Annotated in this window: 13 protein-coding genes; 9 read left to right on the forward strand and 4 right to left on the reverse strand. The window is 67.2% G+C overall.

The window, feature by feature from the left end:
• Nucleotides 1-454 precede the first annotated feature (454 nt).
• Both ACSQ89_RS31195 and ACSQ89_RS31200 read left to right on the forward strand, forming a co-directional pair.
• Complete coding sequence (locus tag ACSQ89_RS31195) at nt 455-706, forward strand: HNH endonuclease (RefSeq protein WP_436294400.1); 252 nt, start codon at nt 455-457, stop codon at nt 704-706.
• 211 nt (nt 707-917) lie between these two features.
• Complete coding sequence (locus ACSQ89_RS31200; protein ID WP_436294259.1) at nt 918-1,283, forward strand: hypothetical protein; 366 nt, start codon at nt 918-920, stop codon at nt 1,281-1,283.
• A gap of 789 nt (nt 1,284-2,072) precedes the next feature.
• On the opposite strand, the gene ACSQ89_RS31205 is transcribed toward ACSQ89_RS31200, so the two are convergent.
• Nucleotides 2,073-3,251, reverse strand: a complete 1,179-nt coding sequence (locus ACSQ89_RS31205) for an IS91 family transposase (protein WP_436296795.1) — start codon at nt 3,249-3,251, stop codon at nt 2,073-2,075.
• A 12-nt stretch (nt 3,252-3,263) separates the two neighbouring features.
• On the reverse strand, nt 3,264-4,184 hold the full coding sequence (locus ACSQ89_RS31210; RefSeq protein WP_436296796.1) for a tyrosine-type recombinase/integrase: 921 nt from the start codon (nt 4,182-4,184) through the stop codon (nt 3,264-3,266).
• A 158-nt stretch (nt 4,185-4,342) separates the two neighbouring features.
• On the opposite strand from ACSQ89_RS31210, the gene ACSQ89_RS31215 reads away from it, so the two are divergent.
• Nucleotides 4,343-4,693: a hypothetical protein gene (locus ACSQ89_RS31215; protein WP_436294260.1), complete on the forward strand. Its 351-nt coding sequence runs from the start codon at nt 4,343-4,345 to the stop codon at nt 4,691-4,693.
• A gap of 365 nt (nt 4,694-5,058) precedes the next feature.
• On the opposite strand, the gene ACSQ89_RS31220 is transcribed toward ACSQ89_RS31215, so the two are convergent.
• Nucleotides 5,059-5,706 (reverse strand): TetR/AcrR family transcriptional regulator, encoded by a 648-nt coding sequence (locus ACSQ89_RS31220; protein WP_436296797.1) that lies wholly within the window; start codon nt 5,704-5,706, stop codon nt 5,059-5,061.
• An 80-nt stretch (nt 5,707-5,786) separates the two neighbouring features.
• On the opposite strand from ACSQ89_RS31220, the gene ACSQ89_RS31225 reads away from it, so the two are divergent.
• The 6 genes from ACSQ89_RS31225 to ACSQ89_RS31250 are packed head-to-tail and all read left to right on the forward strand — an operon-like array spanning nt 5,787 to nt 12,454.
• Entirely contained in the window at nt 5,787-7,364 is a 1,578-nt protein-coding gene (locus ACSQ89_RS31225; RefSeq protein ID WP_436294262.1) for an ABC transporter substrate-binding protein, read from the forward strand.
• 6 nt (nt 7,365-7,370) lie between these two features.
• On the forward strand, nt 7,371-8,336 hold the full coding sequence (locus ACSQ89_RS31230; RefSeq protein WP_436296798.1) for an ABC transporter permease: 966 nt from the start codon (nt 7,371-7,373) through the stop codon (nt 8,334-8,336).
• The gene (locus ACSQ89_RS31235; protein WP_436294264.1) at nt 8,337-9,533 is read left to right on the forward strand and encodes a M20 aminoacylase family protein; all 1,197 of its coding nucleotides are present in this window, start codon (nt 8,337-8,339) and stop codon (nt 9,531-9,533) included. It abuts the gene before it with no gap.
• Nucleotides 9,530-10,441: an ABC transporter permease gene (locus tag ACSQ89_RS31240; RefSeq protein WP_436294265.1), complete on the forward strand. Its 912-nt coding sequence runs from the start codon at nt 9,530-9,532 to the stop codon at nt 10,439-10,441. The genes ACSQ89_RS31235 and ACSQ89_RS31240 overlap by 4 nt, the downstream gene beginning before the upstream one ends.
• 19 nt (nt 10,442-10,460) lie before the next feature.
• Complete coding sequence (locus ACSQ89_RS31245; RefSeq protein ID WP_436294266.1) at nt 10,461-11,465, forward strand: ABC transporter ATP-binding protein; 1,005 nt, start codon at nt 10,461-10,463, stop codon at nt 11,463-11,465.
• Entirely contained in the window at nt 11,462-12,454 is a 993-nt protein-coding gene (locus ACSQ89_RS31250; protein WP_436294267.1) for an ABC transporter ATP-binding protein, read from the forward strand. The genes ACSQ89_RS31245 and ACSQ89_RS31250 overlap by 4 nt, the downstream gene beginning before the upstream one ends.
• Before the next feature lie 16 nt (nt 12,455-12,470).
• Here ACSQ89_RS31250 and ACSQ89_RS31255 read toward each other — a convergent pair whose 3' ends face one another.
• Nucleotides 12,471-14,420 carry an AMP-binding protein gene (locus ACSQ89_RS31255; protein WP_436294268.1) on the reverse strand — a complete coding sequence of 650 codons (1,950 nt, stop codon included), beginning with the start codon at nt 14,418-14,420 and terminating at the stop codon, nt 12,471-12,473.
• Nucleotides 14,421-14,425: the final 5 nt, after the last annotated feature.

The raw sequence follows: 14,425 nt of genomic DNA on the forward strand, positions 1-14,425 counted from the left end.
AAAGTCCGCTTCCTGGCTGTATCCGGTCGCAACCGGGGAGCTTGGGGCCCGAAGCGGCGGTACGTGTCGCTCTGACACTCGAGCGTACGGCACGGGACCCAGGCCACGTCGTCAGAGAACAAGGCAGTACTTGTGGTTCCCATGGTTCTCGAGGTCGCTGCGCAGCGAAAAGAGGTGACCGGTGTCGGCCAGACAAAAGCGATCTTGCCAGCCGAATGATGCTGAAATAGACTTCGCACTGCCCGAGGTGTGAGAACCTCGGCTTCGCCGGCAGCATTGCCGCGACAGCCAGCATAGTCGTATGACCTGGCGCCCGCATCTGCGCTCATGGCGTCGCGGGGAATCACAGCCGTGAAACCCTCTCGTGACGCCTATGACAACAGCCAAGATCCGCACCCTCCGAGGTCTAGCCTTCGCCGCACAGCACGGCCGCTGCATCTACTGCAACTGCCCGATGTGGTTCAACTACTCGCAGGCATTCGCCAAGCGCCTGAGGATCTCGCTCGATGAGGCCAAGCTATTCCGGTGCACCGCCGAGCACAAGGTTGCTCGTAAGGACGGAGGGAAACACACGCGAGGCAACATCGCAGCGTCGTGCTGGGATTGCAATCACCGTCGGCACGCGGACAACCCGAACTGTGCGATGGACCATCTAACGTACTCGATCCACGTCGCCTGGAATGTGAGAGAAGGAACTTGGCGCTAGGCTGAGGGCCGCCGACAGTGCAGCTAGCCGGCTCGAGTGAGCGTCCGGGTTGTGGCCGTTCAGTAACTTTGACGAAGGTCAGCTTCTCTTGATGCTGAAGGGCCGCAACGGGCTGTTGACGCCAGGCCGCCGGCAGGGGTGTGGTGGGTTGAGAGCCGCAGCAGGGAGGAGCACGCGCACCGCGACCTTCCGCGCGGCAGAATCGCGTCGCATGGAAATCACAATTGCGGTCTCGCTACTTACGTACCTTCTTGGCCTTTGGGACGGCCACTACTTCAGCTTGTTGCGGGATAGACGAAAGGAATATAACGAAGCCGCAGACCGCCTGCGCAAACACTTGATGGGCGAGAACCCAGAAGCTTTTTGCATGTGTCGATCGCCATCCGCATTCGAGCTTGACCAACTCGAGCGGCTCTCGCACTGGTGGCGGCGAAAGCCGCTAAGACGTGCCCTTGCCCGTTACAGCGCCGCAAAGCAGGACTATCGGCAAGACGAAGTTGGCGGCATCCACCAAAACAACGTTCCGGAGGCCTGCGCCGCTCTCGAAGCACTGATTGCGTTCACTGAGCGCCGCTAGCTTTCATTTCTCTCAACAGACCATCACCAGCGGTGCCAAGGGGTGGTGGGTGGACGGAACCGAGGGGAAAAATTCCAGGTAGGGTGAAAAACCCATCGGGGAATTCAAACTGTGCTGGAAAGCCGGTTCAACCTCGTCTGGTCAATCGGCTTGCAAAGCGTTGATTTGCAATGCTGCGCCAGCTCCACCATGGTGCAGTTCGACATCAACTTACCTTGAATTTTTTGCAGCTTAGTTTGAACTCCCGCGCCCGCTGCGGGCGAGCAGCCCGGTCGTGGGGGGCGTGCGCCCCTTGGCGAAGCAGGACGTGCGAAGGAGTTTTAGCGGCTAAAAAAATCCGCAGTGCTGATGGCGCGCGGCTGCGAACCCCCGATCGAGAAGAGGAGGGCCAGGGCGCGGGGCCTCCGATTCCAAGGCGCGCGCAGGGCAGAATGCCGCCACAGCCGGTAACGGAGAGCATTTATCTGACGCCGTGCCGACGCTGATCGAGCGCGCTGGTGTTGCGGCGGCAGATAAACGTCGATGGACTGAACCGCCGCTCCGGGGTGGCGTGCGGGGCTGTTGGGGAATGTAAGGTTCAGACGCGGTGACGGTAGTAGGTGCGGGGTGTGCAGGCGTGAACGTGGGTGCTCAGGCGGCGATTGGTGACGGCCGTTGGGCGGTCGAGGCGCAAGCGATGGGTCGTTCGCGGCATACCGATGGTTCGGCCACACACGTCGGGACGATCCGCACCGCCGTCGCGATGTCGGTGACGGACAAGTTCTTGGACGGTGATGCGCCGGCCGGGTATCACGGCGGACCCCGGCATGCAACGGCTTGCGGTGCAGCGCAGCCGCGCTGGGGTGGCAACACCTGCACGGTACGCCAGTGCCCCAAGCGGCAGTGCGGGCAGCACGAGACTTCGATGCCCGTGACGCGCTGGAGGAACGTGGCGGCGTCCTCTCGAGCCTGGGCATTGGCCGCCGGCATCGACAGCGCCAAGCGGGCCTGCGCCAGGCGCTCGGCCTTGACGGCCGGGCTCAGCAACCCGTAGTGGCGGATGCGCTTGAACCCCGGCGGCAGCACATGCTGCAGGAAGCGAGCGATGAAGGTCGGTCCGTCGATGAGGACCGTTCGCTTGCCGCCATGATCGTCGGCGCGCACGCGCAGTCGCACCCCGTTGGCATCGATGCCGACGATGCGCTCGTTGGAGACTGCCACGCGGTGCGTGTAGCGCGACAGGTAGTCCAACACCGTCTCGGGGCCAGTGAGCGGCGTCTTGGCATACACCACCCAGTCGTGACGCTTGAGCTCGGCCAGCCGTACCTGGCGCATCGCCGGCGTGTTGGCGGGATCGCGGGGCAACTCGCCGGCCTGACTCGCGCGGCGCAGCGCGTCGACGAACTTGCCTCTGAACACGCGTGACAGCGCATGCACCGGGAACAGGAACGTCGGGCTCCGCTTGGGTGCACACCACAGGCCATCGCCGTCCAACCCACCGCAGGCCATCAGCGCGTGCACATGGATGTGGCGGCGCAGGTCCTGCGTCCAGGTATGCAGCACCAGAGTGAAGGCAGCTGTTGCACCGAGCCAGCGCGGGTTCGCGGCGAACTCGCTGAGCGTGGCCGCCGCGCATTGCATCAGCGTGCCGTACGCCCAGCGCGCGTGGAACTGCGCCAGGGCGTTGAGGGCGTGCGGCAGCGTGAAGACCAGGTGGCAGTACGGTACCGGCAGCAACTCGGCAAGCTGGGCCTGGCGCCAGGCGTCGCGGGCGTCGTTCTGGCACTGCGGACAGTGCCGGTTGCGGCAGGAGTGGAACAGCCGCTGCTCCCGTGCGCACTGGTCACAGCGCTGCAATTGACCACCCAGCGCCGGTGTGCGGCAAGCGACGATGGCTCGCCAGGCACGCGCCTGCGGCGTGCTCAGCGTGTGCTGGCGCAGATAGGCCGGCTCGAAGGTGTGCAGCACCTCGGCCAGGGTGGCACTCATCGCGCAGCGGCTTCAGTGCAGCGGCGGTCGCGGTGGCGTCGGCGGTGACGACGGCGCCTTTGGCTCGACCTTGGGCAGATGGGCCAGCAACGCCAGCGCGCTGTCACCGACGCTGTGGCCGGGGCGAGCCATGCGAAGGTAGCGGCTGGTGGTGCTGAGCTTGGCGTGGCCGAGCAACTGGCTGATGCTGTTGAGGTCCACGCCGGCTTCCAGCAGATGTGTGGCAAAGCAGTGGCGCAGCGTGTGGATGCCGCCGACCTTGGCGATGCCCGCAGCGTTGCGCGCGGCGTAGAAGTAGCGCCCGGCGCTACGGGTGTCCAGGTGCTGGGAGGGGTTCAGCCGCGCAGGGAACAACCAGTCCTCGGCCTGTGCAGTGCGTCTGCATTGCCGCCAGTACAGCCGCAACTGCTCGAGCAACTCCGGGCTGAGCAGGCTGTAGCGGTCGTGCCCTCCCTTGCCCGCGATGACGTGAATGCACATGCGGTCGGGCGAGGAGTCGATGTCGCAGCCGCGCAGTTGACACAGCTCGCTCACGCGCAGCCCGCTGGCGTAGGCCGTCATCAGAAGCGTGCGCGCCTTCATGGACATCGGCGCAGCCAGCACCGCTGCCACTTCGGCGCGAGACAACACGTCGGGCAGCCGCTGCGAGGTGTGCCCCATGGGGATGCGCTGGCGTCGCTCGTTCTGGCCGAGCACCTCGCACACCAGAAACCGCACGGCGCTGGAAGCCTGATTGACACTGCTTCGCGCCAGATGCCGCTCGCGCACCAGGTGCAGCAGATAGGCCTGGACCTCCTGGTCGGTGATCAGCTCCGGGGTTCGGCGGTAGTGACGGGCCATCTGCGCGACAACCCTCAGGTAGGACTCTTGCGTGCGTGGCCTGAAGCCGCGCAGCACCATCGCATCGATCATGCGTTGACGTAGTGGTGTCATCGTCGTCTCCGAGTTCCGGGGAACATTCCCCGCAACCAAGGTACAACTCAACTCCGCGCAACGCGATCTGCCCTCGTCGCACACATCCACCGCGTCAGCGGTTTAGTCCAACGGCCATAAGCCGACCTTCCGGTCGACCGTCCAGCTAGGATTGATGAATGACCTATATCCAGCGCAAGCTTCGTGACCTGCCTGCACACCGAGGACTCCTTCAAGACCTTGCTTGCACGCCGCTGACGGAAAAACAGCTGACCGAGAAGTACGGCTTCGTGTTCGAAGAGGTGTCAGACGCGCTTTCCATGACCCAGGCCTGCTTTGTCGGCACGGCCAGCGGTCGCCTTTTCGTCATCGTCTGTCGGCGAGGCATCCCTGAATGGGTGAACACAATTCGGACGGAACGGTCGGACGAGCCGCTGGCTTCCTATGTCCCGCAAATGCTCGCTGAATTCTGCGAATCAACGGGCTTTGCTGCCGGCGACCTTGAACGTATTTGGGCTGACGGCGTGTGACTGCCCGCGGCCAGAAGCCGACGTCGGCGCGTCGGCGTTCAATGTCTGCTTCCAGCTGATCTGAGACGTTCGACATCACCTAGCGAAGGTCGGCTGCTGCCAGCAGCTGACGACGAACATAGTCCTTGAAGGAGCAGTGGGAGTTCGTCGCCTGCGATGCGCCGTTTCAGGACATGCCGCTGCAGAATGCGGCGACCCGTTCCAGAGCGGTGGGTTTCCTTGTTTCTAGAGCCACTGGCTGATCACCCACCAAGACGTGAAGAGCGCGGGGCAGATTTGCGTAGCGATGAATTTCCTAGTCAAGGGGGTGAAGCGGGACGCCGCAACGGTGGTAAGACAAGACACTGACGGAGGGCGTCGCGGGATCAGCGCTTCTTCGCCTTCCCCACACGCTCCTTGTAGAACAGCGCCAGGTTCACCTGCGCCAGCAGCCGCTCCGCAAAGTCCGCATCGATGCGGGCGTGAACGAAGAGCAGCCGGTACCAGATGGGTCCGAACAGCATATCGAGGATAACTTCAAGGTCGATGTCCGCCTCGATCTCGCCGCGCTCCTGGGCGTGGCGCAACAGTCGCAACCCCGACTCTCGCCGCGGCATTACGACCTTGTCCCGCAACATGGCGGCGGTGCTCTCATCGTACTGCGACTCGGCCACAAGCGAACTCAGAATCGTGCGCCACTCGAGGTCCTGCAGGCGCTCGACCGTCGCCAGCAGGTAGCGGCGCAGTTCCGCCTTGAGCGACTTGGCGCTCTCGGAAATCGCCTCGTCCGGCAGCCCTTCCATGTAGAGCTCGATCAGGATCGCCCCCTTGCTGGGCCATCGCCTGTAGATCGAGGTCTTTGACACGGCCGCCAGGGCTGCGACCTGCTCGATCGAGAAGCCCGCGTAGCCGTGCAGGCGCAGCACCTCGCGCGCCGCGTCGAGGATTGCGTCGTGCGTTTGCTGGTTCCTCGGGCGTCCTCTTCCCGGCGCCTCCACGGGTGAGATCTCGTCCCGCATGACTTTTTGCTTCATGAGCGATTCTGGCATTTGACATACGGATCGTACCGTAATAGATTATAGATACGGTGCGTACCGTTTATGGAGTCCAGATCATGTTGCTGTATGGAGCTATTCCCCGGCTCGCCGGCCTGGCCGTCGTCCTGTTTTGCCTGACCGCGCAGGCAGTGCCCTTCAAGTGGGCGTCGCAGGACGATGCGGCCACGATGGACCCGGACGCGTTCAACCACGGTCCCACGTCCACCGTGCTCGGCCACATCTACGAGGGGCTGGTGCGGCGCGACCGCAACCAGCGCATCGAGCCCGCGCTCGCGCGCGCCTGGACGCATCCCGCGCCCACCGTCTGGCGCTTCAGCCTGCGCGAGGGCGTGCGGTTCCATGACGGCACGCCGCTGGCTGCGGAGGACGTGGTGTTCTCGATCCAGCGCGCGATGACGCCCGAGTCGGACATGAAGGTCTTTGCGGCGTCGATCGCGGACGTCAAGGTGGTGGACGCGAAAACGGTCGACGTGATCACCGAGTTTCCGAATGCCGCGCTTTTGCAGTCGCTGCCCGAACTCAAGATCCTCTCGAAGATCTGGGCCGAGAAGAACGGCGCGCAGAAGCCCGCGGACATGCGCCAGAAGAACGAGAACTTCGCCACCCGCAACGCCAACGGCACCGGGCCCTTCAAGCTCTCGGTACGCGAGCCCGATGTGCGCACGGTGCTGGTCGCCAATACCGACTGGTGGGACAAGCCGACCACGAACATCACCGAAGCGACGATGGTGAAGATCTCCTCGGCTGCCACGCGCGTGGCGGCGCTGCTCTCGGGCGAGCTCGACTTCGCCTACCCGATCCCGCTGCAGGACATTCCGCGCATCGAGGCCGCCGCAGCCTACAAGGTGCTGCAGGGGCCGGAGATCCGCACCCTGTTCCTGTCGATGGACCAGGCGAGCCCGGAACTCAAGTACGCGAACGTGAAGGGCCGCAATCCCTTCGCCGACCGGCGCGTGCGGCTCGCGATGTATCAGGCCATCGACATCGAGACGATCCGCAAGCGGGTCATGCGAGACTCGGTGGTCGCCACCGGCATCCTGGTGCCCGGCGGCGTGAATTCGGTCGATGCGGCCATGGTGGCGCGTCCGTTTCCCTACGACGTCGCCGCGGCCAAGCGGCTGCTGGCGGAGGCCGGCTATCCCTCTGGCTTCGAGGTCACGCTCGACTGCACCAACGACCGCTACGTGAACGACGAACAGGTCTGCACGGCGCTCTCCGGCATGCTCGCGCGCATCGGCGTGAAGGTGTCGGTCAACGCGATGCCGGGCGCTCGCTTCTTCACCAAGGTGGGCGCCGGCGATTCGAGCCTCAATTTCTTCGGCTACACGCCGGTCAACCTCGACGCCTACAACACGCTCAACGTGCTGATGACAACGCGCGACGGCAAGGCAGGGCAGTGGAACGTGGGCCGCTACAGCAATCCCGAGGTCGACCGGCTGGTCGGCCAGGTGCTCACCGAGATGAACTCCGAGGCGCGCACGCGCCTGGTCACCCAGGCGATGACGATCCATCGCAACGAGGTCGGGCACATCCCGCTCTACCAGCAAGGGCTGGCCTGGGGCATGCGCAAGAACGTCGACGCCGCGTTGCAGAGCGACAACCGCGTCAACCTGCGCTTCATCAACGTCAGGTAGGCCGGCATGCTCGCCTTCTTCCTGCGGCGGCTGCTGTCCGCCGTCGCGGTGCTGGCCGTCGTGGCGTTCGTCGCCTTCGGGTTATTCCAGTACGTGGGCGATCCGGTGACGCAGATGCTGGGCCCGGACGCGACCGAGGCCGACCGTGCGCGCGTGCGGCAGGAGCTGCACCTGGACGAAGCCTTCCCCTTGCAGTTTGCGCGCTTCGCCGGGCGGCTGGTGCACGGCGAACTGGGGGTGTCGCTGCGGCAGGGCCGCCCGGTGCGCGACCTGCTGGCCGAGCGGCTGCCCGCGACGCTCGAGCTGAGCCTCGTGGCCGCCGCGAGCTCGGTGGCGGTGGGGTTGCTGCTGGGCGTGCTGTGCGCGGTGCAGCCGGACGGGATGCTGGCAAAGTGCACGATGGCGCTGTCGCTGGTGGGCGCATCGCTGCCGACCTTCCTCATCGGCATCCTGCTGATCCTGGTGTTCTCGGTGCTGCTGGGCGTCCTGCCTTCTTACGGGCGCGGCGAGCTCGTGGCGGTGGGCTGGTGGAAGAGCGGCCTGCTGACAGCCGACGGATGGCGTCATCTCGTGATGCCCGCGACGACGCTCGCGCTGTTCCAGCTCGCGCTGATCGTTCGCCTCTCGCGCGCGGAAATGATGGAGGTGCTGCGCACCGACTACATCCGCTTCGCCCGGGCTCGCGGCGTGCGCGAGCGCGCGATCCTCTATCGCCATGCGCTTCGCAATGCGCTCATCCCCGTTGTGACGATCGTCGGGCTGCAGCTGGGCGCCGTCGTCGCGTTCGCCGTGGTGACCGAAACCGTCTTTCAGTGGCCCGGCGTCGGGGCGCTGTTCGTGGACGCGATCGGCTTTGCCGACACGCCCGTCATTGCGGCGTACCTGTGCTTCGTCGCGGTCATGTACGTCGTGATCAACTTTGCCGTGGACCTCCTTTACTTCGCGATCGATCCGCGGCTGAAAGTCACCTGAATGAACCAAGACAGACCACTGGACCCGACCGTCGAGGCGGTCGGACGCTTCAAGGACGAACTGGTCGCGCTGCGCCGGGACCTGCACCGCCATCCCGAGCTCGGTTTCGAGGAGCATCGCACGGCCGAGCGCATCGCCACGTTCCTGCAGGTGCTGGGCATCGAGGTGCATCGCCACATCGGCCGCACGGGCGTGGTCGGCGTGCTGCACGGGCGCAGCGTCGCGAGCGGGCGCAGCATCGGGCTGCGGGCCGACATGGATGCGATCCCGATCCAGGAACTGGGCGACGCGAGCTACCGCTCGTGCCGCCCGGGCACGATGCACGGCTGCGGCCACGACGGCCATTGCGCGATCCTGCTCGGGGCGGCCCGGTACTTGGCGCAGACGCGCCGCTTCGACGGCACCGTCTACTTCTTCTTCCAGCCCGGCGAGGAGGGCCATGCCGGCGCGCGCGAGATGGTCCGCGACGGCCTGTTCGAGCGCTTTCCGGCCGAGCGCGTCTTCGCGTTGCACAACTGGCCCTCGCTGCCGGCCGGCACGATCGCGCTCAACCCCGGCCCGATGATGGCGGCCATCGACAAGTTCTCGATCCGCGTGCAGGGACGCGGCGGGCATGGCGCGCATCCGCAGCAGGCGATCGATCCGATCCTGGTCGGCTCGAAGATCGTCTCGGCCGTACACACGATCGTAAGTCGCAACGTCAACCCGGTGGATGCGGCGGTCATCAGCTTCCAGTCCTTCCAGTCGGGGGCGCCCGAAGCGCTCTCGGTGATTCCGGACCACGCCACGCTGCACGGCATGGCCAAGTGGTTCAAGCCGGAGGTGCAGAAGGTACTGCGCGAACGGTTGGTCGAAACGGCCGAGCGCACCGCCGCGTCCTTCGGCGCGCAGGCCTCGGTGCACTACGAGCCGCTTTATCCGCCCACCGTCAACACGCCCGCCGAGGCCGCCGCGGTCGAGCGGGTCGCGCGGAAGGTCGTGGGCGACGACCGCGTCATAGGGGACATGGAGCCGAGCATGGGATCGGAGGACTTCGCTTTCATGCTGGCGGAGCGGCCCGGCGCGTATTTCCGGCTCGGGCAGGGCATGACCGACGGGCGCTTCCTGCACCACCCGCGCTACGACTTCAACGACGAGACGATTCCGGTAGGCAGCGGCGTGTTCGCCGCGCTCGTCGAGGAGCTGATGCCATCATGAAAGCCGCCGTCTTCCGATGGCTCGACAACGACGTCGGCCACAGCTTCCGGCACTCCCCCGTGGCGATCGTCGCGGCCGTGGTCGCGCTGGGGTGCCTGCTCAGCGCGGTGTTCGCGGGATGGATCTCGCCCCAGGATCCCTTCGACCTGACGCAGCTGGAGCTCATCGATGCGCGCCTGCCGCCCGCCTGGTCGCCCGAAGGGTCGCCGAAGTACCTGCTGGGCACCGACGACCAGGGCCGCGACATGCTCTCGGCCCTCATGTACGGCACGCGCATCTCGTTGATCGTCGGCCTGGCTTCGGTCGCGCTCTCGATGGTCGCGGGCGTGGCACTCGGCCTGCTCGCGGGCTTCGCGGGCGGCTGGCTGGACGCCTTGCTGATGCGCGTGTGCGACGTGATGCTGTCGTTTCCGCCCATCCTCACCGCGTTGCTGATCGCCGGCGTGGCGCGCGCGGTGGTGCCGGGCGCCAACGCCGGCGTCGCCTTCGGCGTCCTGATCGTCGCGATCTCGCTCAGCGGCTGGGTGCAGTACGCGCGCACGGTGCGCGGCTCGACCCTGGTCGAGCGCAACAAGGAGTACGTGCAGGCCGCGCGGGTCACCGGTGTGTCGCCGCGTCGCATCATGCGGCGGCACGTGCTGCCCAACGTGATGGGACCGGTGCTCGTGCTCGCGACGATCCAGGTCGCCACGGCCATCATCACCGAAGCCACGCTGTCGTTCCTCGGCGTGGGCGCGCCGCCGACCTCGCCCTCACTCGGCACGCTGATCCGGGTGGGCAACAACTACCTGTTCTCCGGGGAATGGTGGATCACCGTCTTCCCGGGCCTGATGCTGGTCCTCGTTGCGCTGAGCGTGAACCTGCTGGGCGACTGGCTGCGCGATGCGCTCAACCCGCGCCTGCGATGACGGGCGTACAGACCTCCTCATGAACATCCTTCAAGTCAACGACCTCGTGGTCGAGTTTCCGGGGCGGCGCGGCACCTTGCGCGCACTGGACCGTGTGTGCTTCCACATCGCGCCCGGCGAGATCCTCGGCGTGGTAGGCGAGTCGGGCGCTGGCAAGTCGCTCACCGGCGCGGCAATCATCGGCCTGCTCGAGCCGCCCGGACGGATCGCCGGCGGCGAGATCCTGCTGCAGGGCGAGCGCATCGACGGGCTCGGGCACGACGCGATGCGCGCCCTCCGCGGGCGCAGGATCGGCATGATCTTCCAGGACCCGCTGACCTCGCTCAATCCGCTTCACACCGTCGGGCGCCAGCTCGTGGAGACCATCCGCACCCACCTGCCGCTGGACGCCCGGCAGGCGCGCGCGCGTGCCATCGCGCTGCTCGAGGACACCGGCATCCCGGCGGCCGCGCAGCGCATCGACCACTATCCGCACCAGTTCTCGGGCGGCATGCGCCAGCGGGTGGTGATCGCACTGGCGCTTGCAGCGGAGCCGTCGCTGATCGTGGCCGACGAGCCGACCACCGCCCTGGACGTCTCGGTGCAGGCGCAGATCATCACGCTGCTGCGGCGCCTGTGCAAGGAGCGGGGCGCTGCGGTGATGCTCATCACGCACGACATGGGCGTGATCGCCGAGACCTGCGACCGCGTGGCCGTGCTGTACGCCGGCCGCATCGCGGAGATCGGGCCTGTGCAACAGGTGATCCATGCGCCTGCGCATCCCTATACCGCTGGGCTGATGGCCTCCATCCCGGACATCCGTGGCGATGCCGTGCGGCTCGCGCAGATCGATGGCGCGATGCCCCGGCTCAACGCCGTGCCACGCGGCTGCGCGTTCCACCCGCGCTGCCCGCATGCGATGGCACGCTGCGTGCAAACGCGTCCGGACCTGCTCGATGCCGGCGCGACGCGCGCGGCCTGCTGGCTGCACGATGCACCTTCAGCTCCGACCGAGTACGCCTTCGTCGAGAAGGCCCTCGCATGACGCGGCTTGTCGTCGCGCACGACCTCGCGCGCACCTTCGACGTGTCGCCGCCCTGGCTCAACCGCGTGCTCGAACGCAAGCCGCGCGTGCTGCTGCATGCGGTCGACGGCGTGAGCTTTTCCATCGAGCGCGGCAAGACGCTCGCGCTGGTCGGCGAATCGGGCTGCGGCAAGAGCACCGTCGCGCGCCTGCTGGTGGGGCTGTATGCGCCCACACGTGGCGGCCTGCAGTTCGACGGGCAGGACGCGCACGCCGCGTTCAAGACGCCCGAAGGCCGGCAGTTGCGCCGCCGCATCCAGATGATCTTCCAGGACCCCTACGCGAGCCTCAACCCGCGCTGGATCGTCGAGGACATCATCGGCGAGCCGCTACGCGAGCACGGCATCCTGAGCGACAAGGACGCGCTGCGCCAGCGCGTGGGCGAGCTGCTGCAGTCGGTGGGCCTCTCGCCGCTGGACATGAGCAAGTACCCGCACCAGTTCTCGGGCGGCCAGCGCCAGCGCATTTCGATTGCGCGCGCGCTCGCCACGCAGCCCGAGTTCCTCGTGTGCGACGAGCCCACCTCGGCGCTCGATGTGAGCGTGCAGGCGCAGGTGCTCAACATCATGAAGGACCTGCAGCGCGAGCAGGGCCTGACGTACCTCTTCATCTCGCACAACCTCGCCGTGGTGCGCCACGTGGCCGACCAGGTCGGCGTGATGTACCTGGGCCGGCTGGTCGAAGTGGCGGACAAGCAGAAGCTCTTCGCCAAGCCGCAGCATCCGTACACGCGCATGCTGCTCGACGCGATCCCGCAGATGAAGCACACCGGCCGTGCGCGCACGCCGGTGCAGGGCGAGGTGCCGAACCCGCTGAACCCGCCGACCGGTTGTGCCTTTCATCCGCGCTGTCCGCATGCGAATGCGCGCTGTTCGTCGCAGCGGCCGTCGCTGCTGAGCCTGAAGGGCGTGCAGGTGGCCTGCCACGCGGTGGAGGAAGGGCGCCTGTGAGCGTCCCTTCCTTCGGTCAGCCCGCGTTCGCGAGCTGCCGCAGCGCGGCCAGAGCCTCGGGATTGGCCAGGGAGGACAGGTCACCCGGCGGCTGGCCGGTCAGCACACGGCGGATGACACGGCGCATCACCTTGCCGTTGCGCGTGCGCGGCAGATCCGGCACGCAATGCACCGCGGCCGGACGGAACGGCTTGCCCAGTGCGTGCTCGATGGCGCGGGCGGCGCGCTCGCCGAAGGAGGCCACCGCTTCGGCTGTCGCGCCGTCCTGCGGCTGCAGCAGTACGACGAGCTTCTGTCCCTTGGTCGCGTCGGGCAGCCCAATCGCCGCGGCATCGCGCAGCGGCAGCGCCGCGAGCACCACCGATTCCACCTCGGCAGGGCCGAGCCGCTTGCCGGCCACCTTCAGGGTGTCGTCCGAGCGGCCCAGCACGAAGAAGTGACCCTCACCGTCCTCCTGCACCAGGTCGCCGTGGGTCCAGCACCCCGGCACCGCCTGCCAGTAGGCCTCCATGTAGCGATCGTCCGCCTGCCAGAAGCCCTGCGTCATGCCGACGAAAGGCGCGGCGATCGTGAGTTCGCCCGGCGTGCCGACGATGCGCCGCCCCGCGTCGTCCGCCGCGAAGGCGTGGACCCCGGGCGATGCGCTGTTGAAGCCCGAGGCCTTGATCGGGCGCACCGGCACGTTGGCCAGGATCGCCCCCGAAGCCTCGGTGCCGCCGGTGTAGTTGATGACCGGCAGCACGCCGGCGCCCATGCGGCGGAAGAACCACTCGAAGTGCTCCGGATCGAGCACCTCGCCCGCAGCCATGAGCAGGCGCAGGCTGCGCAGATCGCCGCGCGTGGACAGCGCCTCGTTTGCCGCCAGGCTGCGGATCAGTGTGGGCGAGGCGCCGAAGTGCGTGACGCGGTAGCGCTCGATCATCGCGGCGAATCGCGACCAGTCCGGAAAATCGGGCGCGCCGTCGTAGCACAGCAGCGTGGCGCCGGCCGTGAGTGTGCCGACGGTGGTGATGGGGCCCACGATCCACCCCATGTCCGAGGGCCAGTACCAGACATCGCCCGGTCCGACCTCGAAATGGAAGGCCGTGTCGTGCGCGATCTTGAGCGCAAAGCCGCCGTGCACATGCACCGTGCCCTTGGGCGCGCCCGTGGTGCCGGAGGTGAACACGATCATGAACGGGTCGTTGGGATCCATCGCCTCGACGTCCGCAATCGGCGCGCCACCGGCCAGGTCGTCCCACGGCCGGGTCGCGAACGCGCCTTCGATCGCCAGCCCGCCGCCGGGCACCACGACGACATGCGCGAGCAGCGGCAGGCCGCGCGCGGCCTCGTTGATCGCCGAGGCGGCCTGAACGACGCGGCCGCGCCGGCCGAACGCGTCCGCCGCGATCAGCACGCTGGCACCCGCGAGCGCGAGCCGCGATGCGATGGCGTCGGCTCCGAAGCCGGTGAACAGTGGCACGCACACCGCCCCCAGCGCGCAGACGGCGAGGAACGCCGTGACCGCCTGCGCGCCCATGGGCAGCATCAGGCCCACGCGGTCGCCGCGCCCCACGCCCAACGCGCGCAGCCCGCCAGCCACACGGCGCACCTGCAGGTCGAGCGCCGCGTAGCTCAGCGTGTCGGTGCGTCCGTCCTCGCTCTCGCAGGCGAGGGCGAGGCGGTCGGCATGCAGCGGGTCCCGGGCCCAGCGCAGCGCGTTGTGCACCCAGTTGATGCGCCCGCCCACGAACCAGCGCGGATGCGCGGGGTCGGGCGCATGCACGCAAAAGGTGTCGTACGGCGCGAACCATTCGATGGCCAGATGGTCCAGCACATGGCGCCAGTAGTCGGCCGGACGTTCGATCGACAGGCGATGGAGCGCGTCGTAGCCCTGCACGCCCGCGCGGCGCGCCAGTGCGGTCAGCGCTGCGCCGGCGATGCGCCCTTCGTCGGGCCTCCAGAGGGTCAGGTCAGGAAACTGCATGGAAT

Origin of the sequence: Variovorax sp. LjRoot175, from assembly GCF_964253805.1 — a bacterium.
GTDB lineage: Bacteria > Pseudomonadota > Gammaproteobacteria > Burkholderiales > Burkholderiaceae_C > Variovorax.